At 71.8% G+C, this 23262-nt stretch carries 26 protein-coding genes; 16 read left to right on the plus strand and 10 right to left on the minus strand.

Annotated features, from left to right (window positions below):
* Nucleotides 1-27 precede the first annotated feature (27 nt).
* Nucleotides 28-1719 carry a phospho-sugar mutase gene (locus tag OIU81_RS13180; protein ID WP_329147069.1) on the plus strand — a complete coding sequence of 564 codons (1692 nt, stop codon included), beginning with the start codon at nucleotides 28-30 and terminating at the stop codon, nucleotides 1717-1719.
* An 88-nt stretch (nucleotides 1720-1807) separates the two neighbouring features.
* Here OIU81_RS13180 and OIU81_RS13185 read toward each other — a convergent pair whose 3' ends face one another.
* Entirely contained in the window at nucleotides 1808-2440 is a 633-nt protein-coding gene (locus OIU81_RS13185) for a PH domain-containing protein (protein WP_329147071.1), read from the minus strand.
* Nucleotides 2441-2653: 213 nt separating this feature from the next.
* On the opposite strand from OIU81_RS13185, the gene deoC reads away from it, so the two are divergent.
* The 7 genes from deoC to OIU81_RS13220 all read left to right on the plus strand — a co-directional run bounded on the left by deoC (nucleotide 2654) and on the right by OIU81_RS13220 (nucleotide 9008).
* Nucleotides 2654-3649: a deoxyribose-phosphate aldolase gene (gene deoC / locus OIU81_RS13190; protein ID WP_329155097.1), complete on the plus strand. Its 996-nt coding sequence runs from the start codon at nucleotides 2654-2656 to the stop codon at nucleotides 3647-3649.
* Between the two features lie 7 nt (nucleotides 3650-3656).
* Nucleotides 3657-5108 carry an aldehyde dehydrogenase family protein gene (locus OIU81_RS13195; protein WP_329147073.1) on the plus strand — a complete coding sequence of 484 codons (1452 nt, stop codon included), beginning with the start codon at nucleotides 3657-3659 and terminating at the stop codon, nucleotides 5106-5108.
* Nucleotides 5108-5974: an aldehyde dehydrogenase family protein gene (locus OIU81_RS13200; protein ID WP_329147074.1), complete on the plus strand. Its 867-nt coding sequence runs from the start codon at nucleotides 5108-5110 to the stop codon at nucleotides 5972-5974. Before OIU81_RS13195 ends, OIU81_RS13200 begins: the two co-directional genes overlap by 1 nt.
* Before the next feature lie 142 nt (nucleotides 5975-6116).
* Nucleotides 6117-6446 (plus strand): hypothetical protein, encoded by a 330-nt coding sequence (locus OIU81_RS13205; RefSeq protein ID WP_329147077.1) that lies wholly within the window; start codon nucleotides 6117-6119, stop codon nucleotides 6444-6446.
* Nucleotides 6443-7609, plus strand: a complete 1167-nt coding sequence (locus tag OIU81_RS13210; protein ID WP_329147079.1) for a WXG100 family type VII secretion target — start codon at nucleotides 6443-6445, stop codon at nucleotides 7607-7609. The genes OIU81_RS13205 and OIU81_RS13210 overlap by 4 nt, the downstream gene beginning before the upstream one ends.
* 32 nt (nucleotides 7610-7641) lie before the next feature.
* Nucleotides 7642-8313 carry a hypothetical protein gene (locus OIU81_RS13215; RefSeq protein ID WP_329147081.1) on the plus strand — a complete coding sequence of 224 codons (672 nt, stop codon included), beginning with the start codon at nucleotides 7642-7644 and terminating at the stop codon, nucleotides 8311-8313.
* On the plus strand, nucleotides 8313-9008 hold the full coding sequence (locus OIU81_RS13220; RefSeq protein WP_329147083.1) for a hypothetical protein: 696 nt from the start codon (nucleotides 8313-8315) through the stop codon (nucleotides 9006-9008). The genes OIU81_RS13215 and OIU81_RS13220 overlap by 1 nt, the downstream gene beginning before the upstream one ends.
* A 90-nt stretch (nucleotides 9009-9098) precedes the next feature.
* Here OIU81_RS13220 and OIU81_RS13225 read toward each other — a convergent pair whose 3' ends face one another.
* Nucleotides 9099-9503: a hypothetical protein gene (locus OIU81_RS13225; protein WP_329147085.1), complete on the minus strand. Its 405-nt coding sequence runs from the start codon at nucleotides 9501-9503 to the stop codon at nucleotides 9099-9101.
* A 173-nt stretch (nucleotides 9504-9676) separates the two neighbouring features.
* Here OIU81_RS13225 and OIU81_RS13230 point away from each other — a divergent pair, with 173 nt between their 5' ends.
* Complete coding sequence (locus OIU81_RS13230; protein ID WP_329155099.1) at nucleotides 9677-10309, plus strand: uridine kinase family protein; 633 nt, start codon at nucleotides 9677-9679, stop codon at nucleotides 10307-10309.
* A gap of 201 nt (nucleotides 10310-10510) precedes the next feature.
* Here the strand turns inward: OIU81_RS13230 and OIU81_RS13235 are convergent, their stop codons facing one another.
* Nucleotides 10511-11326, minus strand: coding sequence for a SigE family RNA polymerase sigma factor (locus tag OIU81_RS13235; RefSeq protein ID WP_329147087.1), 816 nt, complete (start codon nucleotides 11324-11326; stop codon nucleotides 10511-10513).
* A 226-nt stretch (nucleotides 11327-11552) separates the two neighbouring features.
* Here OIU81_RS13235 and afsQ1 point away from each other — a divergent pair, with 226 nt between their 5' ends.
* The 5 genes from afsQ1 (at nucleotide 11553) to OIU81_RS13260 (ending at nucleotide 15525) form a co-directional block, all read left to right on the plus strand.
* Entirely contained in the window at nucleotides 11553-12230 is a 678-nt protein-coding gene (gene afsQ1, locus OIU81_RS13240) for a two-component system response regulator AfsQ1 (RefSeq protein ID WP_026169550.1), read from the plus strand.
* Entirely contained in the window at nucleotides 12227-14029 is a 1803-nt protein-coding gene (locus tag OIU81_RS13245) for a HAMP domain-containing sensor histidine kinase (RefSeq protein WP_329147089.1), read from the plus strand. The genes afsQ1 and OIU81_RS13245 overlap by 4 nt, the downstream gene beginning before the upstream one ends.
* Nucleotides 14026-14652 (plus strand): hypothetical protein, encoded by a 627-nt coding sequence (locus OIU81_RS13250; protein WP_329147092.1) that lies wholly within the window; start codon nucleotides 14026-14028, stop codon nucleotides 14650-14652. The genes OIU81_RS13245 and OIU81_RS13250 overlap by 4 nt, the downstream gene beginning before the upstream one ends.
* Nucleotides 14653-14718: 66 nt before the next feature.
* A complete protein-coding gene (locus tag OIU81_RS13255) occupies nucleotides 14719-15273 on the plus strand; it encodes a VanZ family protein (RefSeq protein WP_329147094.1) in 555 nt (184 codons plus the stop codon).
* 45 nt (nucleotides 15274-15318) lie between these two features.
* Complete coding sequence (locus OIU81_RS13260; RefSeq protein ID WP_329147096.1) at nucleotides 15319-15525, plus strand: PspC domain-containing protein; 207 nt, start codon at nucleotides 15319-15321, stop codon at nucleotides 15523-15525.
* A 150-nt stretch (nucleotides 15526-15675) separates the two neighbouring features.
* Here OIU81_RS13260 and OIU81_RS13265 read toward each other — a convergent pair whose 3' ends face one another.
* Together OIU81_RS13265 and OIU81_RS13270 are read right to left on the minus strand one after the other, a co-directional pair.
* A complete protein-coding gene (locus OIU81_RS13265; RefSeq protein ID WP_006603571.1) occupies nucleotides 15676-15960 on the minus strand; it encodes a hypothetical protein in 285 nt (94 codons plus the stop codon).
* Between the two features lie 141 nt (nucleotides 15961-16101).
* The gene (locus tag OIU81_RS13270; protein WP_329331135.1) at nucleotides 16102-17262 is read right to left on the minus strand and encodes an adenosine deaminase; all 1161 of its coding nucleotides are present in this window, start codon (nucleotides 17260-17262) and stop codon (nucleotides 16102-16104) included.
* 103 nt (nucleotides 17263-17365) lie between these two features.
* On the opposite strand from OIU81_RS13270, the gene OIU81_RS13275 reads away from it, so the two are divergent.
* Nucleotides 17366-18172, plus strand: a complete 807-nt coding sequence (locus tag OIU81_RS13275; RefSeq protein WP_329147387.1) for an alpha/beta hydrolase — start codon at nucleotides 17366-17368, stop codon at nucleotides 18170-18172.
* Nucleotides 18173-18207: 35 nt separating this feature from the next.
* On the opposite strand, the gene OIU81_RS13280 is transcribed toward OIU81_RS13275, so the two are convergent.
* Complete coding sequence (locus OIU81_RS13280; protein ID WP_329155105.1) at nucleotides 18208-19188, minus strand: LysR family transcriptional regulator; 981 nt, start codon at nucleotides 19186-19188, stop codon at nucleotides 18208-18210.
* A 95-nt stretch (nucleotides 19189-19283) separates the two neighbouring features.
* Between OIU81_RS13280 and OIU81_RS13285 the strand changes: the two genes are divergently transcribed.
* Nucleotides 19284-20606: an MFS transporter gene (locus OIU81_RS13285; RefSeq protein ID WP_329147389.1), complete on the plus strand. Its 1323-nt coding sequence runs from the start codon at nucleotides 19284-19286 to the stop codon at nucleotides 20604-20606.
* A 166-nt stretch (nucleotides 20607-20772) separates the two neighbouring features.
* Here OIU81_RS13285 and OIU81_RS13290 read toward each other — a convergent pair whose 3' ends face one another.
* The 4 genes from OIU81_RS13290 to OIU81_RS13305 form a co-directional block, all read right to left on the minus strand.
* A complete protein-coding gene (locus OIU81_RS13290; protein WP_329147391.1) occupies nucleotides 20773-21594 on the minus strand; it encodes an aminoglycoside phosphotransferase in 822 nt (273 codons plus the stop codon).
* 88 nt (nucleotides 21595-21682) lie between these two features.
* Nucleotides 21683-21820 carry a hypothetical protein gene (locus OIU81_RS13295; protein ID WP_329147393.1) on the minus strand — a complete coding sequence of 46 codons (138 nt, stop codon included), beginning with the start codon at nucleotides 21818-21820 and terminating at the stop codon, nucleotides 21683-21685.
* Nucleotides 21817-22935, minus strand: a complete 1119-nt coding sequence (locus tag OIU81_RS13300) for a radical SAM protein (protein ID WP_329147395.1) — start codon at nucleotides 22933-22935, stop codon at nucleotides 21817-21819. Before OIU81_RS13300 ends, OIU81_RS13295 begins: the two co-directional genes overlap by 4 nt.
* A complete protein-coding gene (locus OIU81_RS13305; protein ID WP_329147397.1) occupies nucleotides 22923-23255 on the minus strand; it encodes a hypothetical protein in 333 nt (110 codons plus the stop codon). The genes OIU81_RS13300 and OIU81_RS13305 overlap by 13 nt, the downstream gene beginning before the upstream one ends.
* Between the last annotated feature and the right edge of the window lie 7 nt (nucleotides 23256-23262).

Raw genomic sequence — 23262 nt, forward strand, 5'->3', positions numbered from 1 at the left:
CCACGCACCCACCGTCAGGAGCATCACGTGGCTACCGATCCCGCGGAGCTGATCAACCGGGCCAAGGCATGGCTGGCCGAGGACCCGGACCCGGAGACCCGGGCCGAGCTGTCCAAGCTCATCGAGGCGGCCGACGACGACGCGTTCGCGGCCGAGCTGGCTGCCCGTTTCGCCGGCACCCTCCAGTTCGGCACGGCCGGGCTGCGCGGCGAACTGGGCGCGGGCCCGATGCGGATGAACCGCTCCGTCGTCATCCGGGCGGCGGCCGGGCTGGCCGCGTACCTCAAGGCGCAGGGCGAGGGCGCCGGGCTGGTCGTCATCGGCTACGACGCGCGCCACAAGAGCGCCGACTTCGCCCGTGACACGGCGGCCGTGATGGTGGGCGCGGGCCTGCGCGCCGCGCTGCTGCCGCGCCCGCTGCCCACCCCCGTCCTGGCCTTCGCGATAAGGCATCTGGGTGCGGTGGCCGGTGTCGAGGTCACCGCCAGCCACAACCCGCCGCGCGACAACGGCTACAAGGTCTATCTGGGCGACGGCTCGCAGATCGTGCCGCCCGCGGACGCCGGTATCGCCGCCGAGATCGCCGCGGTCGGCCCGCTGGACGGCGTGCCCCGCCCGGAGGCCGGCTGGGAAACCCTCGACGAGGCGGTTCTGGCCGCCTATCTGGAGCGTACGGACGCGGTGCTGACGCCCGGGTCCCCCCGGGACACCAGGGTCGTCTACACGCCGATGCACGGCGTCGGCCGGGACACCCTCGTCGCCGCCTTCGCCCGGGCCGGATTCCCGGCCCCGGTGGTCGTCGCGGAACAGGCCGAGCCGGATCCGGACTTCCCGACGGTCGCCTTCCCCAACCCGGAGGAGCCGGGCGCGATGGACCTCGCGTTCGCCACCGCCCGGGCGGCGGGCGCGGACATCGACATCGTGATCGCCAATGACCCCGACGCGGACCGCTGCGCCGTCGCGGTCCCCGCCCCCGGCACGCCGGAGGGCTGGCGGATGCTGCGCGGCGACGAGGTCGGTGCGCTGCTCGCCGCCAGTCTGGTGAGCAAGCGGGCGTCGGGCACCTTCGCGACGACCATCGTCTCCTCGCAGCTGCTGTCCCGGATCGCGGCCGCCTCCGCGCTTCCGTACGAGGAGACGCTGACCGGCTTCAAGTGGCTGGCGCGGGTGGACGGTCTGCGGTACGCCTTCGAGGAGGCGCTGGGCTACTGCGTCGACCCGGAGGGCGTCCGTGACAAGGACGGCATCACCGCGGCGCTGCTGATCACCGAGCTGGCCGCGGAGCTCAAGCAGGCCGGCCGCGGCCTGACCGATCTGCTCGACGACCTGGCGCGGGAGTTCGGGCTGCACGCCACCGATCAGCTCTCGGTCCGGGTCGAGGACCTGTCACTGATCGCCGATGCGATGCGCAGGCTGCGGGAGCAGCCGCCGACCGTACTGGCGGGCCTGGCCGTGTCCCGTGCCGATGACCTGACCCGGGGCACCAAGGCGCTGCCGCCGACCGACGGTCTGCGCTACTACCTGGCCGGTTCGCCGGAGTCGGGCATCGAGTCCGCCCGGGTCGTGGTCCGTCCCAGCGGCACCGAGCCCAAGCTCAAGTGCTATCTGGAGGTCGTGGTCCCGGTGGCCTCGGCCGAGGCGCTCCCCGAGGCCCGGACGACGGCGGCGGCGGCGCTGGCGGCGATCAAGCGGGAGGTGTCGGCGGCGGCAGGGATCTGACCGTCTGACGCCCGGTCGTGCACCGGAGGGCGGCCGCCTTGCACCAGGGCGGCCGCCCTCGGGTGCGACCGGCCGTCCCCTCCGCCCCTCACAGCACCAGCATCACCACAAGCCCCGCCGCGCCCACCACGAGCGGTGCGAGGACCGGGTACGACCAGCGCACCGCCACCGGCTCGTCCTGGGGGCTTTCGCGGCGGGAGGCGCGTTCCCGGACCTCGCGCAGTTCGTCGAGGGCCTGGTCGGCCATGGCGCGCGGGGCGGGGCTGGCGTCGGCGTCGGCGTGCGGGCCGAAGCGGGGCCTGGACACCGTGCCGCCCCTCGCCTGGCGGCCGGCTTTCTTGCGCTGCCGCAGGGAGACGGGGATCGCCCACATCTGGTAGGTGCCGCCGTCGGTGCGGACCTCGGTGGAGTAGCCCGCCCGCAGGCCCTCGACCGCGGTCCACGGCAGGGTGATGGTGCGGAACGGGTTGCGTACCGTGAGCCGGTCCTCGCCCGCTCTGACCAGGGGGCGCAGGGTGAAGGCGGTGACCAGCGGCACGCCGAGGAGCAGGGCGAACAGTGCCGTGAGCCGGGTGTGGGTGTCGCCGCGCAGGAGGGCGTCGCCGCCGAGCCAGAGGCCGAGCAGGAGGAGCAGTGCGCCGCCGGCGAGGGCCGCGGGCGAGCGGTAGCTGCGTTCCGCGTACTGCTGCTGGGGCGGGGTGGACCGGTCCTGGCTCGTCATGCCGCCGATTCTGCCCGACCGTCCGGATGCCGGACATTGCGTTACGGCATCATTCGGGGGCGTGCGGCGCGGGTGTCCGGGCCCTGGAGGTGGGCCGGTTCCGGTGCCGTCACCAGGCATCTCGGCTCCTCGCGCCCGCGCGCACCGGCCGGATTCGGACTGTCCAGGGGGATGACATGGCGCTACGCGCGTAGATATGCTCCCCTCGTGACCATGCCCATCACTGTTCCCGCATACGGCAAGGAAGCCGCGGGGCGTCTGGCGTCAATGGCGGACGTGACCGCCGACGACGGTGCGCTGCGCCGCTTCCTCCACGGCCTCCCGGGCGTCGACGAGGTCGGCCTCCAGGCCCGCGCCGCCACCCTCGGCACCCGCTCGATCAAGACGACGGCGAAGGCGTACGCCATCGATCTCGCCCTCTCGATGATCGACCTGACGACCCTCGAAGGCGCGGACACCCCGGGCAAGGTCCGGGCGCTGTGCGCCAAGGGCGTCCACCCGGATCCCACGGACCGCACCGCCCCCAAGGTGGCGGCGATCTGCGTCTATCCGGACATGGTCGCGACGGCCAAGGAGGCGCTCGGCGACTCGGGGGTCCATGTGGCGTCCGTCGCCACCGCCTTCCCGGCGGGCCGGGCCGCGCTGCCGGTCAAGCTGGCCGACACCCGCGACGCGGTGGCGGCCGGCGCCGACGAGATCGACATGGTGATCGACCGGGGCGCCTTCCTGTCCGGCCGGTACATGGACGTCTTCGAGGAGATCAAGGCCGTCAAGGAGGCGTGCGCGCGCCCCGACGGGACGGTCGCGCACCTCAAGGTCATCTTCGAGACCGGTGAGCTCCAGACGTACGACAACGTCCGCCGGGTCTCCTGGCTGGCGATGCTCGCGGGTGCCGACTTCATCAAGACCTCGACCGGCAAGGTGGCCGTCAACGCGACCCCGCCGGTCACCCTCCTGATGCTGGAGGCGGTCCGCGACTTCCACGCCGCGACCGGTGTCCAGGTCGGGGTGAAGCCGGCCGGCGGTATCCGTACGACCAAGGACGCGGTCAAGTACCTGGTCATGGTCAACGAGACGCTCGGCGACCCCTGGCTGACCGCCGACTGGTTCCGCTTCGGCGCCTCCAGCCTCCTCAACGACCTGCTGATGCAGCGCCAGAAGCTCAGCAGCGGCCGCTACTCCGGCCCCGACTACGTCACGGTGGACTGAGGCTCCCATGACCTTCGATTACGCACCCGCACCCGAGTCGCGCGCGGTCGTCGACATCGCGCCGTCCTACGGCCTGTTCATCGACGGCGAGTTCGCCCCGGCCGGGGACGGCAAGGTCTTCAAGACCGTCTCCCCGTCGTCCGAGGAGGTCCTCTCCGAGGTCGCGCAGGCGAACGCCGAGGACGTCGACCGTGCCGTGCAGGCGGCCCGGAAGGCCTTCGAGAAGTGGTCCGTGCTGCCCGGCGCCGAGCGCGCCAAGTACCTGTTCCGGATCGCGCGGATCATCCAGGAGCGCTCGCGCGAGCTGGCGGTGCTGGAGTCGCTGGACAACGGCAAGCCGATCCGTGAGTCCCGGGACGCCGATCTGCCGCTGGTGGCCGCGCACTTCTTCTACTACGCCGGCTGGGCCGACAAGCTCGACCACGCGGGCTACGGCCCGAACCCGCGCCCGCTGGGCGTCGCCGGGCAGGTCATCCCCTGGAACTTCCCGCTGCTGATGCTCGCGTGGAAGATCGCGCCGGCGCTGGCCACCGGCAACACCGTCGTCCTCAAGCCCGCCGAGACGACGCCGCTGTCGGCGCTGTTCTTCGCGGACATCTGCCGTCAGGCCGGCCTGCCGAAGGGCGTCGTCAACATCCTGACGGGTGACGGTTCCACGGGTGCCGCGCTGGTCGCGCACCCGGGCGTCGACAAGGTCGCCTTCACCGGCTCCACCGCGGTCGGCAAGGCCATCGCCCGTACGGTCGCCGGCACCGACAAGAAGGTGACGCTGGAGCTGGGCGGCAAGGCGGCGAACATCGTCTTCGACGACGCGCCGCTCGACCAGGCCGTCGAGGGCATCGTCAACGGCATCTTCTTCAACCAGGGCCAGGTGTGCTGCGCGGGCTCGCGGCTGCTGGTCCAGGAGTCGGTGGCCGAGGAGCTGCTGGACGCCCTCAAGCGCCGGATGCAGACCCTGCGCGTGGGCGATCCGCTGGACAAGAACACCGACATCGGCGCCATCAACTCCGCCGAGCAGCTGGCCCGGATCACCGCGCTGGCCGAGGCGGGTGAGGCCGAGGGTGCCGAGCGCTGGTCGCCGTCGTGCGAGCTGCCCGACGCCGGCTACTGGTTCGCCCCGACGCTGTTCACCGGCGTCACCCAGGCGCACCGCATCGCCCGCGAGGAGATCTTCGGCCCGGTGCTGTCCGTGCTGACGTTCCGCACCCCGGCGGAGGCCGTGGAGAAGGCCAACAACACGCCGTACGGCCTCTCCGCCGGCATCTGGACGGAGAAGGGCTCGCGGATGCTGTGGACGGCGGACAGGCTGCGCGCGGGCGTCATCTGGTCCAACACGTTCAACAAGTTCGACCCGGCGTCGCCGTTCGGCGGCTACAAGGAGTCGGGCTTCGGCCGCGAGGGCGGCCGGCACGGTCTGGAGGCGTACCTCGCCCCGTCGAGCCCGGAGGGCGCGCGCTGATGAACACTGTTGACCGCTTGAGTGTGCTCAAGACCTACAAGCTGTACGTCGGGGGGAAGTTCCCCCGGTCCGAGAGCGGGCGGGTGTACGAGGTGACGGACTCCAAGGGCACATGGCTCGCCAATGCGCCGCTGGCCTCCCGCAAGGACGCCCGGGACGCGGTGGTCGCCGCCCGTAAGGCGTTCGGCGGCTGGTCGGGCGCCACGGCCTACAACCGCGGGCAGATCCTCTACCGCGTCGCCGAGATGCTGGAGGGCCGCCGCGACCAGTTCGTGGCGGAGGTGGCCGCGGCCGAGGGGCTGTCGAAGGCGAAGGCCGCGGCGCAGGTGGACGCGGCGGTCGACCGCTGGGTCTGGTACGCGGGCTGGTCCGACAAGGTCGCCCAGATCGCCGGTGGCGCGAACCCGGTGGCGGGCCCGTACTTCAACCTGTCCTCCCCCGAGCCGACCGGTGTGGTCGCGGTCCTGGCCCCGCAGGACTCGTCCTTCCTCGGCCTGGTCTCGGTGATCGCCCCGGCGATCGTCACCGGCAACACGGTCGTCGTGGTGGCCGCGCAGGACGCGCCGCTGCCCGCCCTCTCCCTGGCCGAGGTGCTCGCCACCTCCGACCTCCCGGGCGGTGTGGTCAACCTCCTCTCGGGCCGTACGGCGGAGATCGCCGCGCCGCTCGCCGCCCATCAGGACGTCAACGCCATCGATCTCGCGGGCGCCGGCGGGGATGTGGCGAAGGAGCTGGAGGTGGCCGCGGCCGACAACCTCAAGCGGGTGCTGCGTCCGGCTCCGGTGAACTGGTCCGCGGATCCCGGCACCGGCCGGCTGATGAGCTTCCTGGAGACGAAGACGGTGTGGCATCCGAAGGGCGTTTAGGTCTGTTCTGGCGGCCTTGTGACCGGCCGTCGCCCATGCCGTGTGCGGGGTCTCACCTTCGGGTGAGGCCCCGCACCGCTGTCCGGTTCTTTCACTACTATTGATCTTGGACGGCAGCACGACAACATTTCGGGGGAGATCTGTGCCGGAGCAATTCAGCGCTGCTCAGGAAGCCTTGCACGCATTCGCCAGGAGCGCCGATCAGCGGGCGGAGAAGGTGCGGGCGATCCGCAGCGGTCTCGCCTCGCACTCCGTGCACCGCGAGGCGTTCGGAAAGCTCCCGGAGTCCGATGAGATCAGCACGGACTACGAAGAGCGCCAGAAGGACGTCCTGGACACGCTCGAGGACATCGCCACCTTGCAGGAGAAGATCAGCGAGGGCGTCACGGCCACCGCGCGGTCCTACCAGGACAGCGACGACGACGTCGTTCAGGCCATGAGCAGCGTGCACCACGGGGGTGGCGGCCGATGAGCGGGCCCGCATCGACGGCGGTCGGCGCCTACAACAAGGTCAACGGCTGGATGAGCGGGATGGACGACATCGTGGACGGCATCATGCGTCCACTCGTCGAACCGCTCGCCGATCAGCTGGAGTGCGTGACCGGCGATCCCGAGACGCTCAAGGAAGCGGCCAAGCTGTGGCGGGACAAGGCGGCCGACCTCCGGGACGTCGTGGCAGATCAGCGGCGCGACCGGGCGGATCTCGCGCACGAGTGGACCGGCGAGTCCGCCGAGGCCTTCCAGCACCACCTCGCCGAGCTGGAAACCGCCATGGAGGCGGAAGCCCATGACATGGACGAGACGGCCCACGTCCTGGAGCAGGCCGCCGAGCAGGCACGGATGGCGCAGGAGCTGGTCGAGGCAGTCCTCCGCGAACTCATCGAGTGGGCGCTGATCACGCTGGCGGCGGCGGTGGCGCTGAGTGTCGTGACCGTGGGTCTCTCACTGGCCGGCGAGGCCGCGATGGCCGCGACCGAGGCCGGCGTCGCCACGAGCCGTATCGCCAGCCTTGTGCACCGGCTCGGCAGTGAGCTCAAGACCCTTTCGAACATCCTGAAGATGCTCAAGCAGGCCAAGAAGCTGTCCAAGGTGAAGAAGTGGAAGCCCTGGACCTGGAAGCACCTCAAGAACGCCGACGAGGCGGAGAAGTTCGCCATCGCCTACGGCGCCAAGAAGACGCATAAGGCGATCAAGCACGGCGCCAAGGGCGTGATGGGCGGTCTCGGCTTCACGGGCAATCCGGTGGGCGCCGCGGCGGGGGTCGCCGTTGGCGACGGGGTCGACGCCGCTGCCGAGAAGATCGACGAGGTGCTGACCGGCGACAAGTCCTCGTCCGGTGATGGCGGTTCGCCCCGCTCCGGGCACGGCGACGTCCACCTGCCGCCCGCGTCGGACTTCGCCGGGCCGCCCACCGCGTACGATCCGCCGGTGACCGGGACCCCCGCCGACCGGACGCCGGTCGCCCAGGATCCCCTCAGCCGCTACCGCGAACCCGCAGTTGAGCAGGGCCCACGGCCCGTCGCCCAGGACCCGCTGAGCCGCTCCCCGGAACCCGCCGTCGAGCGGGACCCCCGGCTGTTCGCGCGCCCGGCCGCCGTTCGGCAACCCCTCGATCCCGACAACCCGTTCGGCTGACCCGCCCTGCCCCATGAGAGGAGCCGCGCCGGATGAGGCCGGACTATCGCGACTGTTTCCCGCCCTATCTTCAGCCAGGGGAAAGGCTGATCATCGCCTCGGACTACTGCGAGAACTCGGGGCTTCCCTCCGTCCCCGCCCCACTGCGCACGCCTCGCACCCCGCCCCCTCCGTCCGCGCTCGAACAGCGGGTCCGGGGCGCGCTGGGGAGCGTTCTGGGCAAGGTGAGCCGTCCGCTGGAGGCCATGGGCAGCAGCCGGGTGACCAACAACCCGTTGATCCGGGCAGCCGACCGCGTCGGTGACCGGGTCGAGAATGCCGCGATCGACCTGGAGCACATCGCCGACCGGGCGGTCGAAAGGGCGATCTGGGGCAGCGTCATGGACGGCGGCTGGAACAGCATGGCCGGGCGCTTCCTGGTCGATCTCACCAACGCGGGCGGCGATCCCAAGCGGCAGGCGCTGACCGACCGCCGACTGATCGTGCTCGTGGACCGCAACACGAGCTGGCGGAACCCCGCCCCGCAATGGGATTTCGGAGCAGCGGTGCCCCGTACGCACATTGCTCGGGTCACGGCCCATCCGAAGGCCGTCAGCCGAGGGCGATTCGATGTCGCCTTCGTCGATGGATCGTGGATCGCTCTGGGCAGTCTCCTGCGCAACAACATGGAGGGTTTCGTCGCCGCCTGGAACCACGGGATCTGATGCCGAAGATCGACCATGCCACCCCCTGCCGCCGTTTCCTCCAGCCGGGCGAGGCGTTGTGGGAGGCCAGGGGCTACGACGAGTACCCGGATCTGCCGCTCGTGCCCGCCCATCTCAGGGCGCCACGGAAGCGGTCGCCGCGTGCGAAGGGTCTCCTGGGGAAGCTGAGCGAGGTCCTCGACAAGGCGTCGCAGCCGTCCGCCGGTGCGGTCACCGGCCGGCCGGCCGACAGCCGCCTGCTCGACAACCGGCTGCTCGACAACCGGGGGACGCGCGCGGTCGGCAATGTGGCGGAGGGGCTGAATGAGGCCCAGGAAAACATCGAGGACGCCCTCGACGACGCCGCGAACCGCGCGCTGTTCGGAAAGACCATGGAGGGCGACTGGGCCGGCATGGCCGGCCGGTTCCTCGTGCAGGTCACCAACGCGGGCGGCTCGCCCCGGCACCAGGTGCTGACCGACCGCCGGCTGTTCGTGCTGACGGACCGGGCCACGGGGTGGCGGGAGCGCGCGCCCGAGCTGGAGGTCGCCGTGCAGATACAGCTCTCGAACATCGCGGAGCTGCGGCCCCGGCCGCGTATGACGTTCCCCCGCGGCCGGTTCGACCTGGTCTTCGTCGACGGCTCGTGGCTGGCGCTGAGTTGTTCGCTCAAGGACGACATGCGGGCGATGGTCGCGGCCTTCCACGGGCGCTGACCCGGGCCGGCCGCGGCCCCGGTGAGCGGGTGGGCGGCCGGCCCGGACGGCTCACGGATACCGCCTGAGGGCCGGGCCGCCGCCCGGTCCTCAGCCCGGCAGTACCTTCGTCACCGCCCCCACCAGCGGCAGGTCCCGCAGTGCGCTGCCGCTGGAGAGGGGGCCGGTCACCAGGGTGGTGCCCACCGGCTTGAAGTCGGCGATCTGGGTGCCGACGGCGTTGGCGAGCGGGTCGACGGGGGTGTTGGCGAGCGGGTCGACCTTGAGGTTCTTGACGGGGCCGATGCCGCCGGCCGCGGAGTGCAGCAGTGCGCCGGTCAGCGCGGAGGCGGTGGCGCCGGTGTCGGTGCTGTGTTCGGTGGCGGACGCGGGGGCGGCGCTCGCCGTTGCCGCACCACCCGCCGCGATCGCCGCACCGGCCGCGGAGAGCACCAGTCCGGCACGCAGCAGGGTGCGCGGGATGCGGCTGGGCTTGGGACGTGCGTGGGAGGGCATGTGCCACCTGCCTGTGGATTCGGAGTGGTCGAAGTGCTGTGCGAGCACGAGGGGCCCACGAGGGTTCGGTAATCGGTTGACTGCGTAGCGTAGTTGAGGGGCGGGGGCCGATCCACCTCGCGCGCCAGGGGTACCCCACACGGGCCAATACGCGACAATGGGTGCCCGTGAGCATCCACTCCTCCTCGCCCGCCGCCCAGGTCGTGCTGCTGACCGGCCCCTCGGGTTCCGGCAAGACGTCCCTGGCCGCGCGCAGTGGCCTGCCCGTCCTCAATCTCGACGACTTCTACAAGGAGGGGACGGACCCGACGCTGCCGCAACTGCCCGACGGCGGCGGCGCCGACTGGGACTCCCCGCTGTCCTGGGACGCCGAAGCCGCCGTCGCGGCCATCGAGACGCTGTGCCGCACGGGGCGCGCCGACGTCCCGCGGTACGACATCGCCACCAGTGCCCGCATCGGCGCGTCGGGCCTGGACCTCGGCGGTGCGCCGCTGTTCCTGGCGGAGGGCGTCTTCGCCGCGGATGTCATCGCACGGTGCCGGGCGGCGGGGCTGCTGGCCGATGCGCTGTGTCTGCGCGGGCGTCCGTCCACCACGTTCCGCCGCCGGCTGGCGCGGGATCTGCGCGAGGGCCGGAAGCCGGCTCCGTATCTGGTGCGCCGCGGGCTGCGGCTGATGCGCGGCGAGCGGTCGATCGTCGCCCGGCTCACGGCGCTGGGCGCGCACCCCTGCGCCAAGACGGAGGCGCTGGCCCGGATAGCGGCCGCGCGGGCGGTGGATGCGGTGGGCGCGGCGGCGCGTTCCTGAGACGAAGTGCGGTGGCCTGCGCACGAAGAAGCGGGTTCGGACGGCCCCCCCGGCTGTCCGAACCCGCTTTTCTTCCCCCGTGTTCCCCCGTATCCCCCGATACGTCCGGCCGTCACCGAGCGGCGAGCGCTCCGTTCGTGCCGGTCCCCCGTGTCCCCCTCGGGTTTCCCCCCGGTCCCCCTCGGGCTTTTCCCCCGTCCTTCAGGCCACCAGCTCGCCGAAGGACTCCTCCTCGTCACGGCCGAAGCTGAGGACCTCGTCCTCGCGCAGCCGGCGCAGGGCGCGCCAGATGCTCGACTTGACCGTGCCGACACTGATGTTGAGGATGTCCGCGATCTCCGGGTCCGTGCGGCCCTCGTAGTAGCGCAGCACCAGCATCGTGCGCTGCGTCTCGGGCAGCCGGACCAGCGCCTGCCACAGCACGGCGCGCAGTTCGGTGCCGCGCATCGCGTCCGCGTCGGCCGCCGTCTCCGGCAGCTCCTCGGTCGGGTACTCGTTGAGCTTGCGCCGGCGCCAGGCGCTGATGTGCAGGTTGGTCATGGTGCGGCGCAGATAGCCGCCGAGTGCCGCCTTGTCGCTGATCCGGTCCCAGGCGCGGTAGGTCGAGAACAGGGCGCTCTGCAGCAGGTCCTCGGCCTCGTAGCGGTCACCGGTCAGGTGGTAGGCGGTGGCGTACAGGGAGGCGCGGCGCTCCTGGACGTAGGCGGTGAAGGCCGCTTCGGCCTCAGCCGTCTCCGACGCGGAGCGCCCCTCTCCCGTGGCCTTCCCGTACGCCGCTTCCCCGTTGTTCCCCCCGTGGGCGGCGTCTGCCCCGTGCCGCCCGCCTTCCGTGCCCAGGGACACCGTCGTCGCATCGATGGCCACCCGGAAGGGCGGCCGCTGACGGCCGGTGGTGCGGGCGCAGCCGCGTCCGCCGCTGAGGGAGGTGGCCCCCGCGGCGCCGGGCTTGTCGTTCCTGACGATGTCGTGGAGTCGCGTGATAACTGCGCTGGTAGTGGTGCCGTGCAGTGTGTTCATCGCGCGCCCCCCGTCGTAGAGCCAGCTCGTTCGGTGTGTCCCGGTTGTTGATCTCTCCCGGTGCCCCAAAGACTGCCAAGCCAGTTTCATCGCGTTGTCCGCCGACTGTCACAGGCCTGTCACAGGGGTCTGTGCGGCGCGTCGCGGGGGTGCGGGGGGTGCGGGGCTTGTGTACGAGAGCGCCACTGGTCGATCTCGCGGCGCCCCATGGGCCAGAATGGCTGATGTGCCTTTCCTGTTGCTGATCGAGGACGACGACGCCATCCGCACGGCCCTCGAACTCTCGCTGTCCCGCCAGGGTCACCGTGTGGTGACCGCGGCGACGGGCGAGGACGGTCTGAAGCTGCTGCGTGAGCAGCGCCCGGACCTGATCGTGCTGGATGTGATGCTGCCGGGCATCGACGGTTTCGAGGTGTGCCGGCGGATCAGGCGTACGGACCAGCTGCCGATCATCCTGCTCACCGCGCGTAACGATGACATCGACGTCGTGGTGGGGCTGGAGTCCGGCGCCGACGACTATGTCGTCAAACCGGTGCAGGGGCGGGTGCTGGACGCCCGGATCCGGGCCGTGCTGCGCCGGGGTGAGCGGGAGTCCAGCGATTCGGCGACGTTCGGTTCGCTGGTGATCGACCGGTCGGCGATGACGGTCACCAAGAACGGCGAGGATCTGCAACTGACACCGACCGAGCTGCGGTTGCTTTTGGAGCTGAGCCGCCGGCCGGGTCAGGCGCTGTCCCGCCAGCAGCTGCTGCGGCTGGTGTGGGAGCACGACTATCTCGGTGACTCGCGCCTGGTGGACGCGTGTGTGCAGCGGCTGCGGGCGAAGGTGGAGGACGTGCCGTCCTCGCCGACGCTGATCCGTACGGTCCGCGGGGTCGGCTACCGGCTGGATTCGCCGCAGTGAGGGAACGTTCCGCGGGCGGCGCCGCGGACGGGGACACGGCTGCCGGGGCGCCCGGCCCGGCCGGGGGCGGTGGCGCGCCGGCGGGCGGCCGGCGGGCGCTGCGGCTGCTGCTGCGGGCGTCGGGGCTGCTGCGCTGGACCAGTCTGCGGCTGCGGCTGGTGGTGGTCTTCGCGCTGGTGGCGCTGACCGCGGCGGTCTCCGCGTCCGGTATCGCGTACTGGCTCAACCGCAACACGGTGCTGGACCGCACGCAGAACGCCGTCCTGAACGACTTCCGCAAGGCGCTGGAGGACAGCACCCGGTCGCTTCCCTTGCGTCCGCGCTGTGCCGAACTCCAGGACGCGGCCCGGCAGATGGCGGCGGGTCCGCAGAATTACGCGGTGCTGCTGATCGGCGTGGACCGCAAGGGCCAGGACTGTGCGGCCACCACCGACAAGGATCTGCTGACGCTCACGAGCGTGCCGGCGTCGCTGCGTACCGCGGTCGACGAGGCGCGTCCGGTCGATGAGTCCAACCGTTACGCGCACCATCTGTACTGGCAGCGCAAGGAGGTCGGGGACACCCCCTATCTCGTGGCCGGGGCGAAGGTGACCGGCGGCGGCCCCACCGGCTACATGATCAAGTCGCTGGCCGCCGAGCAGCAGGACCTCAATTCGCTGGCCTGGTCGCTGGGGATCGCGACGGCGCTGGCGCTGGTCGGTTCGGCGCTGCTGGCGCAGGCCGCGGCGACGACCGTGCTGCGGCCCGTCCAGCGGCTGGGGCATGCGGCGCGGCAGCTCGGTGAGGGGCGCCTCGACACCCGGCTGCGGGTGACCGGGACCGACGAACTCGCGGATCTGTCGCGGACGTTCAACCGTACGGCGGAGCGTCTGGAGCAGCGGGTGGAGGAGCTGAGCGGGCGGGAGGCGGCGTCCCGGCGGTTCGTCGCCGATATGTCGCACGAGCTGCGGACGCCGCTGACCGCGATCACCGCGGTCTCCGAGGTGCTGGAGGAGGAGGCCGACTCCCTCGATCCGATGATCGCGCCCGCGGTGCAGCTGGTGGTCAGTGAGACCCGGCGGCTGAACGATCTCGTCGAGAATCTGATGGAGGTCACCCGCTTCGACGCGGGGACGGCCCGGCTGGTGCTGGACGAGGTGGATGTCGCCGATCAGGTGACCGCGTGCATCGACGCGCGGGCCTGGCTGGACGCGGTCGATCTGGACGCGGACCGCGGCATCGTGGCCCGGCTGGATCCGCGGCGGCTGGATGTGATCCTGGCGAATCTGATCGGCAACGCCCTCAAGCACGGGGGCTCGCCGGTACGGGTCTCGGTGTGCACCGAGGACGCGGCGGGTGCCGCGGGCGGCAGGACGGGCAGTACGGCGCTCGGCGCGCGGGACGAGGCGGACGCCGCGGCCGGGCCGGAGGCGGACGGCGGGCCGCAGGTCCCTGCGGGGGACGGCGGGCCGCAAGATTCCGGGCCGGACGCGGAGACGGGGCGGCCCGGGGGCGGGAAGCTGGTGATCCGGGTACGGGATCACGGCCCCGGCATCCCCGAAGAGGTCCTTCCGCATGTCTTCGACCGCTTCTACAAGGCGAGCGCCTCCCGGCCGCGGTCGGAGGGCAGCGGTCTGGGCCTGTCGATCGCGCTGGAGAACGCGCACATCCACGGCGGGGAGATCACCGCCGCCAACCTCCCTGAGGGCGGCGCGGTCTTCACGCTCCGGCTGCCGATGGACGCCTCCCCGCTGACGGACGGCGACCGGCGCGACCGGGCGGACGGCGCGGCGGACGAGGGCACGGAGGACGACCGATGATGCCGACCATGCGGCGGGGGCGGCGCACGGCCGCCCTGGCGGCGCTCGCGCTCGCCGCCGCGGGCTGCGGGATCCGCGGCACGTCCGTGCCGGTCGACGCGGGCGGCGCGCCCTCCCGGGTGAGCTGCAAGGCGCCGGCGACCGCGCCGGCGCCGGGCCCGCCGGGCACCACCCAGGCCACCGTCTATCTGGTGTGCGGCTCGGCACTGGCGCAGGTGGAGCGGACGGTGACGCTGCCCAAGGGGGCGTCGGCCGCGGACCCGCGGCTGCCGACCGCCCGTGCGCTGCTGGGCGAGTTGCAGCGGCGGCCGTCGGCCGACGAGGAGCAGGCCGGGTTCAGCAGTGCGCTGCCCCCGCATCTGAAGGTGACGGGGCCGCGGGCCGGCGATCCGTCGGATGCGCTGCGGCTGAGCATCCGGCCGGACGATCTGCCGTCCTTCGCGCTGGCGCAGCTGGTGTGCACCTACGGCGCGAGCACCGCGCTGGGCCGTACCCACGCGGCGGTGCTGGCCGGTCCGGGCGACGAGACGGCGCACCGCTTCGACTGCTCGGCGGATGTGCTGGCCCATCCCGACATCGCGGAGAACGCCGGGTGGGGGGACCCGTTGTCGGACGTGGGGTGAAGGGGCGGGCCAAGACGGGCGCAAGGGGGCGGAACCGCGGCCCCCGCTCGCGGCGTCCTGGCCTGTGTGCAGCGTCATGGCCCCGGCACCACCGCCGCCCCCCGTATGCGCGTCACCGGACTTCTTCTCCTCGTGGCGCATCTGTCGATCGTCAGCTGGCTGACGCTGCGTCCTCGTACGGTGCCGTGGGTACCGGCCGCGAATCTCGAGCCGCTGGCGACGATCCGTGCCGAGCTGGCGCTCCTCCCGTCGTGGGAGGCCGTGCAGCATCTGGGCGGCTCGGTGCTGCTGCTGGCGCCGCTGGGGGTGCTGCTGCCGCTCTCGGCCGGCCGGCTGAACGTTTCGCCGCTGGTGTCGTTCGCCCGGACCACGTTCGCCGGGGCGATGATCGCGCTGGCCATCGAACTGCTGCAGTCAGGGATCCCCGGACGGGTCCCGGACATCGACTCGGTGCTGCTGGGCACGCTCGGCGTGGCCCTGGTGCACCTGACCGTCGTTCCGGGGGCCCGGTACCGGCTCCGCCGCCGGGAGGAGCATCTCAGGGGGATGACCCCGACGATCCCCAGGGTCGAACTGGCTCCCCAGGCTGATGTTCTCTCCGGCAGCCGGACCTACCTTTGAGACATCGGGGCAAACGTCCCACCACGTCATAAAGGAGTCGCCCTCATGGCCACCGCACTGGTCCGTCCCCGCAACAACCGAATGATCGCCGGAGTGTGCGCGGGCCTGGCCCAGCGCTTCGGTACGACGCCGACGACGATGCGCGTGATCTTCGTGGTGTCGTGTCTGCTGCCCGGCCCGCAGTTCCTGGTCTACCTGGCGCTGTGGATCCTCCTGCCCACCGAGGGCCGGACCGCCGCCACCTCCTGGTGACCGGACCGGCAGCGTGGCCCGGGTCCGGCGGCCCGCGGGAGGCTCGGCCCGCCCGCCGGCCGCACGGCAATGCCCCGGCCGTACGCACCAGGGCGTAGGACCGGGGCACAGCACCCGGCGCGTCCCTCACGGGACGGGCCGGCGGGAGGTTCAGCCGCCGAGGGGGAGGGTCTTGGTGACGGCGCTGGTCGGCAGGCCGCCGAGCAGCTTGTTGCCCTGGGAGTTCATCTTGGTCTTGACGTCGTTGCCGGCCGCCTTGGTCTTGGTGAGACCGGAGACGGTCTTGGCGGCGTCCTTCACCGGCAGGCTGTGCAGCACGCCGGTGGTGTCCCCGGCGGCGACCGCCGGGGCCGCGCTGGCGACACCCGCGGCGGTAACGGCGAAGGCGGCGCCGAGCGCGGCGACACCGAGAGTCTTGATGGTTCCCTGCTTCATCGAATTACGTCCTCGTTGATGGGGGCTTGACCGGCCAATCAACCTAGTGATGCGCCAACCGGCGCCGCAAACAGCCACGGCGAATGGAAAAACGGCCGGTGGACAATCCACCGGCCGTTGCGCTAGCGCTCACGCTTTCCCTTACGCAGGGTCAGAACTGCTGCTCACAGCGGTCGTTGTAGCTGCCGGGCGGAACAGCCATTCGGCCCGCAGTTCCGCGTAACCGGGCTTGATGACGTCATTGATCATGGCCAGACGTTCATCGAAAGGAATGAACGCTGATTTCATCGCATTGACTGTAAACCACTGCATGTCATCGAGCGTGTATCGGAATGTCTTGACCAGGTGCTCGAATTCCTGGGACATGTTCGTCCCGCTCATGAGCCGGTTGTCGGTGTTGACCGTGAGCCGGAACTGCAGCCGGCGCAGCAGGCCGAGGGGGTGCTCCGCGTAGGAGGGGGCGGCGCCGGTCTGGAGGTTGGAGGTCGGGCACATCTCCAGCGGGATGCGCTTGTCCCGGACGTACGAGGCGAGCCGGCCGAGCTTGACCGAGCCGTCCTCGGCGACCTCGATGTCGTCGATGATCCGGACGCCGTGGCCGAGGCGGTCGGCGCCGCACCACTGCAGGGCCTGCCAGATGGACGGCAGGCCGAAGGCCTCACCGGCGTGGATGGTGAAGTGGTTGTTCTCCCGCTTGAGGTACTCGAAGGCGTCGAGGTGGCGGGTGGGCGGGTAGCCGGCCTCGGCGCCCGCGATGTCGAAGCCGACGACGCCGGTGTCGCGGTAGCGGTTGGCGAGTTCGGCGATCTCCAGGGCGCGGGCGGCGTGCCGCATGGCGGTCAGCAGGGCGCCGACGCGGATGCGGTGGCCGTTCTCCCGGGCACGCCGCTCGCCCTCACGGAAGCCCTCGTTGACCGCCTCGACGACCTCTTCGAGGCTCAGGCCCTGCTCGAGGTGCTGCTCGGGCGCGTAGCGGACCTCGGCGTAGACGACGCCGTCGGCGGCCAGGTCCTCGGCGCACTCGGCGGCCACCCGGGCCAGTGCGTCGCGGGTCTGCATGACGGCGCAGGTGTGCGCGAAGGTCTCCAGGTAGCGCTCCAGCGAGCCGGAGTCGGCGGCCTCACGGAACCAGACCCCGAGCTTTTCCGGGTCGGTTTCGGGCAGTCCCTCGTAGCCGTTCTCGCGGGCCAGCTCGACGACCGTGGCGGGGCGCAGGCCGCCGTCGAGGTGGTCGTGGAGCAGCACCTTGGGGGCGCGGCGGATCTGTTCACTGGTCGGAAGAGTGGTGGTCTCGCTCGTCATTTCGGCACTCTAGCCCCTACGCGCGTAGATCTCATCGAACGATACGTAACAGTGACCCGTCCATAGGGTGGCGGGCACCTCTTGGTCTGCCATCGTTCTGGTCATGGCTCAGCAAGCACTGCCGGTGCGCGAAGCCCGGCTGGGAAAACCGCTGGGAACGAGTGGCGGGCACGGGGCGCGCGAGGTGCTCCCGTGGAGGGGTGGTGGCCGCCGGGAGGTGAGCGGGGTCGCGCTGCTGCTGCCCGGGGGCGGGCCGACGGGGGTGCGGCGGCCGTCCCCGGTGACGGCGCTGGCGATGCGCCCGCTGGCGGTCCGGCTGGCGCGGGCGGGGCGGCCCGAGGGCCTGACCGCCCATGTCGTGCGCTACCGCCACAGCGGCTGGAACGGGAGCGCGGCGCATCCGGCGGGCGATGCGGCCTGGGCCCTGGAGGAGGTCGTCCGCCGCTACGGCGATGTCCCGGTGTGCCTGGTGGGGACGGGGATGGGTGCCCGCGCCGCGCTGCACGCCGCCGGCCATCCGGCCGTGCACTCCGTGCTGGCGCTGGCGCCCTGGCTGCCCGATCCGCAGCGGGAGCGGGCACAGCCCGATCCGGTCAAACAGCTCATCGGCCGGCAGGTCCTGCTGGTGCACGGCACCAACGACGAGCGCACCGACCCCGATCTGTCCTACCGCTACGCCGAGCGCGCCAAGAAGGTCAACCGCGACACCTGCCGCTTCGAGGTGCACTCCGACGGCCACTCGCTGCACCAGCACCGCGGCGAAGTCCATTCCCTGGCGGCCGACTTCATGCTGGGCTCGCTGTTCGCGCGGGACTTCGCCCGGCCGGTCAGGGACGCCCTGGCCGCGCCGCCGCCGCTGGGGCTGCGGATGCCGCTGGCGGCGGGCTTCGGCGCGTCGCTGCGGCACTGAAGCACTGAAGCACTCCCCCGCGCGGGCAACTCCCGTCACCTGAGCAGCAGTTTCCCCCGCCGGCTCAGCAGGAACTTCTTGAACGCGGCCACCGGCGGGGTGTCCGGGTGCCCCTCCAGCCAGGCGACGCCGATCTCGCGGACCGCCCGCGGCGCGGTGACGGTCAGCTCGGCCACCCCGGGCCGCGGCACGGCGGGCGGCGGCAGCAGCGCCACCCCCAGCCCGGCCGCGACCAGTCCGCGCAGCGTCTCGGCCTCCTCCCCCTCGAAGGCGACGCGGGGGGTGAAGCCCGCCTCGGCGCACAGCGCGTCGGTGATCCGGCGCAGCCCGAAGCCGGGTTCGAGGCAGACGAACAGCTCCCCGGCCGCCTCCGCGAGCCGGATCCGCTTGCGGGCGGCCAGCGGGTGATCGTCCGGGACGACCAGGCGCAGCTTCTGCTCGTCCAGCCGTCGGGCGATGAGATCCGGGTAGTCGGGGACCGGCGAGGTCAGGCACAGGTCGAGGTCGCCGGCGCGCAGCCGCTCGATCATCGCCTCGCCGTAGGTCTGGACGAGCTGGAAGCGCACCCGCGGGTGATCGGTGCGGAAGCTGCGGATCAGGCCGGGCACCGTCTCGGAGCCGAGGGTGTGCAGAAAGCCGAACGCCACCTTCCCGGCCGCGGGGTCGACGTCGGCCCGTACGGATTCGGTCGCCCGCTCCAGGTCCGTCAGCGCGCGTTCGGTGGAGGCGAGGAAGGCGCGGCCCGCCGGGGTGAGGGAGAGGGTGCGGCCGTGCCGGGCGAAGAGGGCGACACCGAGGTCGTCCTCCAGGCGGACCAGGGCGCGGCTGAGTGTCGGCTGCGGGATGCCGAGTTCCAGGGCGGCGCGGGTGACGTGTTCGTGCCGGGCGACGGCGGTGAACTGGGCGAGGCGCGGGGCGAGGACGGCCGCCCAGGAGCCGGCGGCGAGCTCGACGGGCTCCGCCTCCCCGCCGCCGCGAGCTGTCTTTGTGGTGTCTTTTTTGTTGCGGCCTCGCAACAGAACCTCGTCTGACCTGGGATCATGTGCCACAGCATGGATTATGCCGTTTCCATGCATTGGACGCATGAAACACACGGGCCTACTTTCGAACCATGCCTCCCGCTGATACCGGGGCGTCCGTCACCGACCGTGCGGCCGCCTCTCCCTTGTCGTCCACCGGATCCTCTTCTTCCTCCTCCGCCGCGTCCGACCCCGAGTCGGCGAAGCTGCGGCCGGGCGGCCCCGGCTACCGCCGGATGAGCTTCGCCCTCTTCGCCGCCGGAGTGGCCACCTTCGCGCTGCTCTACTCCACCCAGGCGCTGCTGCCCGCGATCTCCGCCGGCCTGCGGGTGAGCCCCGACCAGGCCAGCTGGACCGTGTCCGCGGCCACCTTCGGCCTGGCGCTCGGCGTGATCCCGCTGAGCGCGGTCTCCGAGCGTTTCGGCCGGCGCACGCTGATGACGCTCTCCCTCTCGGTGGCCACGCTGATCGCGATGCTGGTGCCGTTCGCCCCGTCGCTCGGCGTCCTGATCGCGCTGCGCGGCATCCAGGGCGTGGCGCTGGCCGGGCTGCCGGCCTCGGCGATGGCGTTCCTGTCCGAGGAGGTACGGGCCAAGGCCCTGATGGCGGCCATCGGTCTGTTCGTGGCGGGCAACAGCATCGGCGGGATGTCCGGCCGGATCCTGACCGGCTGGGTCGCCCAGGCCTGGGGCTGGCGAGCCGCGCTCGGCGCGGTGGGCGTGCTGGCCGTGGTCTGCACGGTGACCTTCCGGCTGCTGGTCCCCAAGGCCCGGCATTTCACGTCCCGTTCGGTGGGCCCGCGGGCGCTGGCCCGCACCCTCGGCGGCCACCTCGCCGACCCGCTGCTGCGCCGCCTCTACGCCATCGGCGGGCTGTTCATGACGGTCTTCGGCGCGGTCTACACGGTCATCGGCTACCGCCTGGTCTCCGAGCCGTTCAACCTCCCCCAGGGCATCGTCGGTTCGATCTTCGTGGTCTACCTGGTCGGTACGGTCTCCTCGGCCGCGGCCGGCCAACTGGTCGCCCGCACGGGCCGCCGCGGCGCCCTCTACCTGGCCGTCGGCACCACCACCACGGGCCTGCTGCTCTCGCTGTCCGACTCCGTGTACGCGGTGCTGGCGGGCCTCATCCTGATCACCGCGGGCTTCTTCGCGGGCCACGCGGTCGCCTCGTCCGCGGTCAGCCGCACCGCCAAGACGGCCCGCGCCCAGGCCTCGGCCCTCTACCAGTGCGCGTACTACGCCGGCAGCAGCCTGGGCGGCGCCCTCGGCGCCGCCGCCTTCCACGCCGTCGGCTGGGACGGCACCGTCCTCCTCGGCCTCGCCGCGATGGTCGGCGCCGCCTCCATCACCCTCTACGCCACCCGCCGCGCCGTGGCCGAACGGCGGCTGCTGCACCTGGAGCAGGCGGCGTAACCCCCTCAGCGCGAAGGGCCCGCTCCGCCACCTGTCCTGGTGGGGTGGGCCCTTCGTCGTGCGTTGTGGCCCCGCGTAACCAGCCGCCGCCCTGGCCACACGCTCCCCGTCCTGCACGGCATTACCCACCCGCTCATTCGAGTAGCACGACGCCCCGGATCCGGGTTCAAACGGTCTTCCGGTGCTGGTGCCAGGTGGTCGCGGCGGCTGCCAGGCGCAGGGTCCACGGGTCGGGGTCGGCGGTGCTGATCTCGTGCCAGACATTGCGGTTGGCGGCGGCGAAGGCGGTGATGCCCTCGGCCGGTGCGGTGTGCCACGTGGGAATCTCTGCGGCCCAGTGTTCCGCCGAGGCGGGGGTGTGGCCGGAGGCGACGAGCCAGATGACCCAGTAGGCGGCGTCGAGCCAGGCGGCTCCCCGGGTGGCCCAGGCCCAGTCGACGAGGCGGGCCCGATCTCCTTGCGGGGCACGGCCGTTGACGAGCACGTTGGTGTCGTTCAGATCCGTGTGCAGGAGGTGGTCCCCCGCGAAGAGGCGGAGGTCGTGGGGGTGGGCTGCGTAGCGCTCAAGGCGCTGTTCGGAGTGCCGCAGTGCGATGTCCGGGCAGCGGGTTGCGGCGAGACGGCGCAGGAGGGCGGCGACTTCCGGCAGGTCGGGGGAGCCGGGCGTGTAGTCGGCGTGATGGCCGTCCAGGGCCTCGAAGCCGAGCAGGTCCCATCCGGCGGCCTCGACGCGCCAGTGGAGCGCGGGAGCGACGCCGGTGAGGAAGGGGGCGATGGCTGCCTCGCGGCGCTGGGTCCAGGCGCGGGGGTGGTCGGTGCGCAGGCCCTTGATGTGCCAGGTCCCGGTGGCGGAGGTGACGCGGGCAGCGATCTCGCTGTTGAACCCCTCGGTGGCCTCCACGACCTCCCGTAGCGGGCCGGTGTGCTGGTCGACGGCCGCGCGCGCGGCGGCGGGCAGCCGGTCGAGGTTGATGCGGGTGGTCGCCATGGGATCTCACTCTTCCACGGGGCGGTGGTGCGGGGGCTTCGGAGGGAAGAACACCAGGAAGCCCCCGCGGTTCTCTACGGGCGGATGCCTACCGGTAGGGGTTGTCCTCGTTGCAGCCGGGGACGGCGCCTTCGGTCAGGGCTTCCAGGTCCTCCAGAAGGACGATTCCCCCGGGCTCTTCCCGGACCGGCGGGCGGGGGCTGATCTCCACCGTGACAGTGGTCATTGTGCTTCCTCTTTTCCGTGCTGGCAGTAGGTGTTCAGTGGTGCCTTCGCCTCCTGGTAGGCCTTGGCGAGCGGTCGGCAGACCCGGCAGGTGCCGGAGAGCCGGCAGCCGCCGCAGCCACCGGTGCGAAGCATCTGGGCATCGGCGATGCCGGGCAGGCGGAGGAGTCCGCCCAGCCCCTCGGTCATGAGGTCGACGGGGTTGTCGCGGCCGACCTTGCACATGGTTGCCAGGCCGTGCGGGTCGACGTGGAAGAAGGTGTGGCCGGCGGGACAGCTCGTGAACACGCCGGTCTTGTCCAGGAAGCCGGGAGCCTGCGCGGCCAGGGGCTCGGGCGTGCCCGCGTACGTCGGGGAGATCGTCCCGTACTCCGTGCGGGCCGCCCCGTACCGGTCGGCGAGGGCCCGCATGGCGTCCAGCTCGTGCGCGTTGTGCCTGGTGATGATCAGCGCCACTTCGAGCGCCATCCCTGCCTTGTGCGCGGCGACGAGCCCTTTCTCGACCAGTTTGAACGCCCCCGGCTTACGGGTGAGGGAGTCGAAGCTATTCGGAGTCGCGCCGTAGAGGGAGACGGTCACCTTATGCGGCGGCAGTTCCCGCAGCAGTTCGATGACCTCGGGCCGGTGAAGCCGGGATCCGTTGGTGAGGATCTCGATCAGCATCCCGGACCGGTAGGCGAGCACGTACGCGTCCATGAAGTCACGGTCGATCAGCGGTTCGCCGCCGGTGAACTGCAGCCACAGCACCCCGGCGTCCCGCAGCATGCGCAGGAGCCGAGCCTTGCCCTCCCACGGCAGACCCTCGAACTTCCGCTCGGCCAGGTAGCAGTGCTCACAGTTGAAGTTGCAGCCCTTGTTGATCTCGTACGTGGCGCGGCCGTAGCCGAGCCGGGTCTGCGGGCGCACCAGGACGGCATCCCTCATGGACAGGCCCGCCAGGTCCAGGCCCCAGGCGGTACGCGCGCCGTCCAGGAGCCAGTCCGGCAGGGTGCTGCCGCTCGCCGCGATCGAGGCGAGCAGCTCGTACATTGATCGCGGAATCTGCATCCCCGCCCGCCCGCCGGGGCGGGCGACGAGGAACGTGTCGTTGTACGGGCTCACGATCAGCTGATGCACACGACCTCCTCCACGGGGTGGACCTCTGCCCAGGTGTGCCGTTCGGCGTGGCCGGCGAACAGGCAACAGCCCTCCCCGTCGGGGCCGGGGCCGACCACCGGACAGTCCCGCAGCACGACCAGCGCCACGCCGGTCCCGTCCCACCGGAACCACAGCGCGGTGCCGCACTCCACGTCGTCATCGAGGAGGCCGTAGTGCTCGCCGTCCCCGTGCGCGGACAGCTGGCACCGAACAGTGCTGTCGACGAAACCCGAAGCCGCCCTCCGCCCTGCTTCCCGTGCCAGGTCCAGCGGCACTCGGCGCCAATGCGCGCACCTCATCACGACA

The organism is Streptomyces sp. NBC_01454 (assembly GCF_036227565.1).
Classification (GTDB): Bacteria; Actinomycetota; Actinomycetes; order Streptomycetales; family Streptomycetaceae; genus Streptomyces.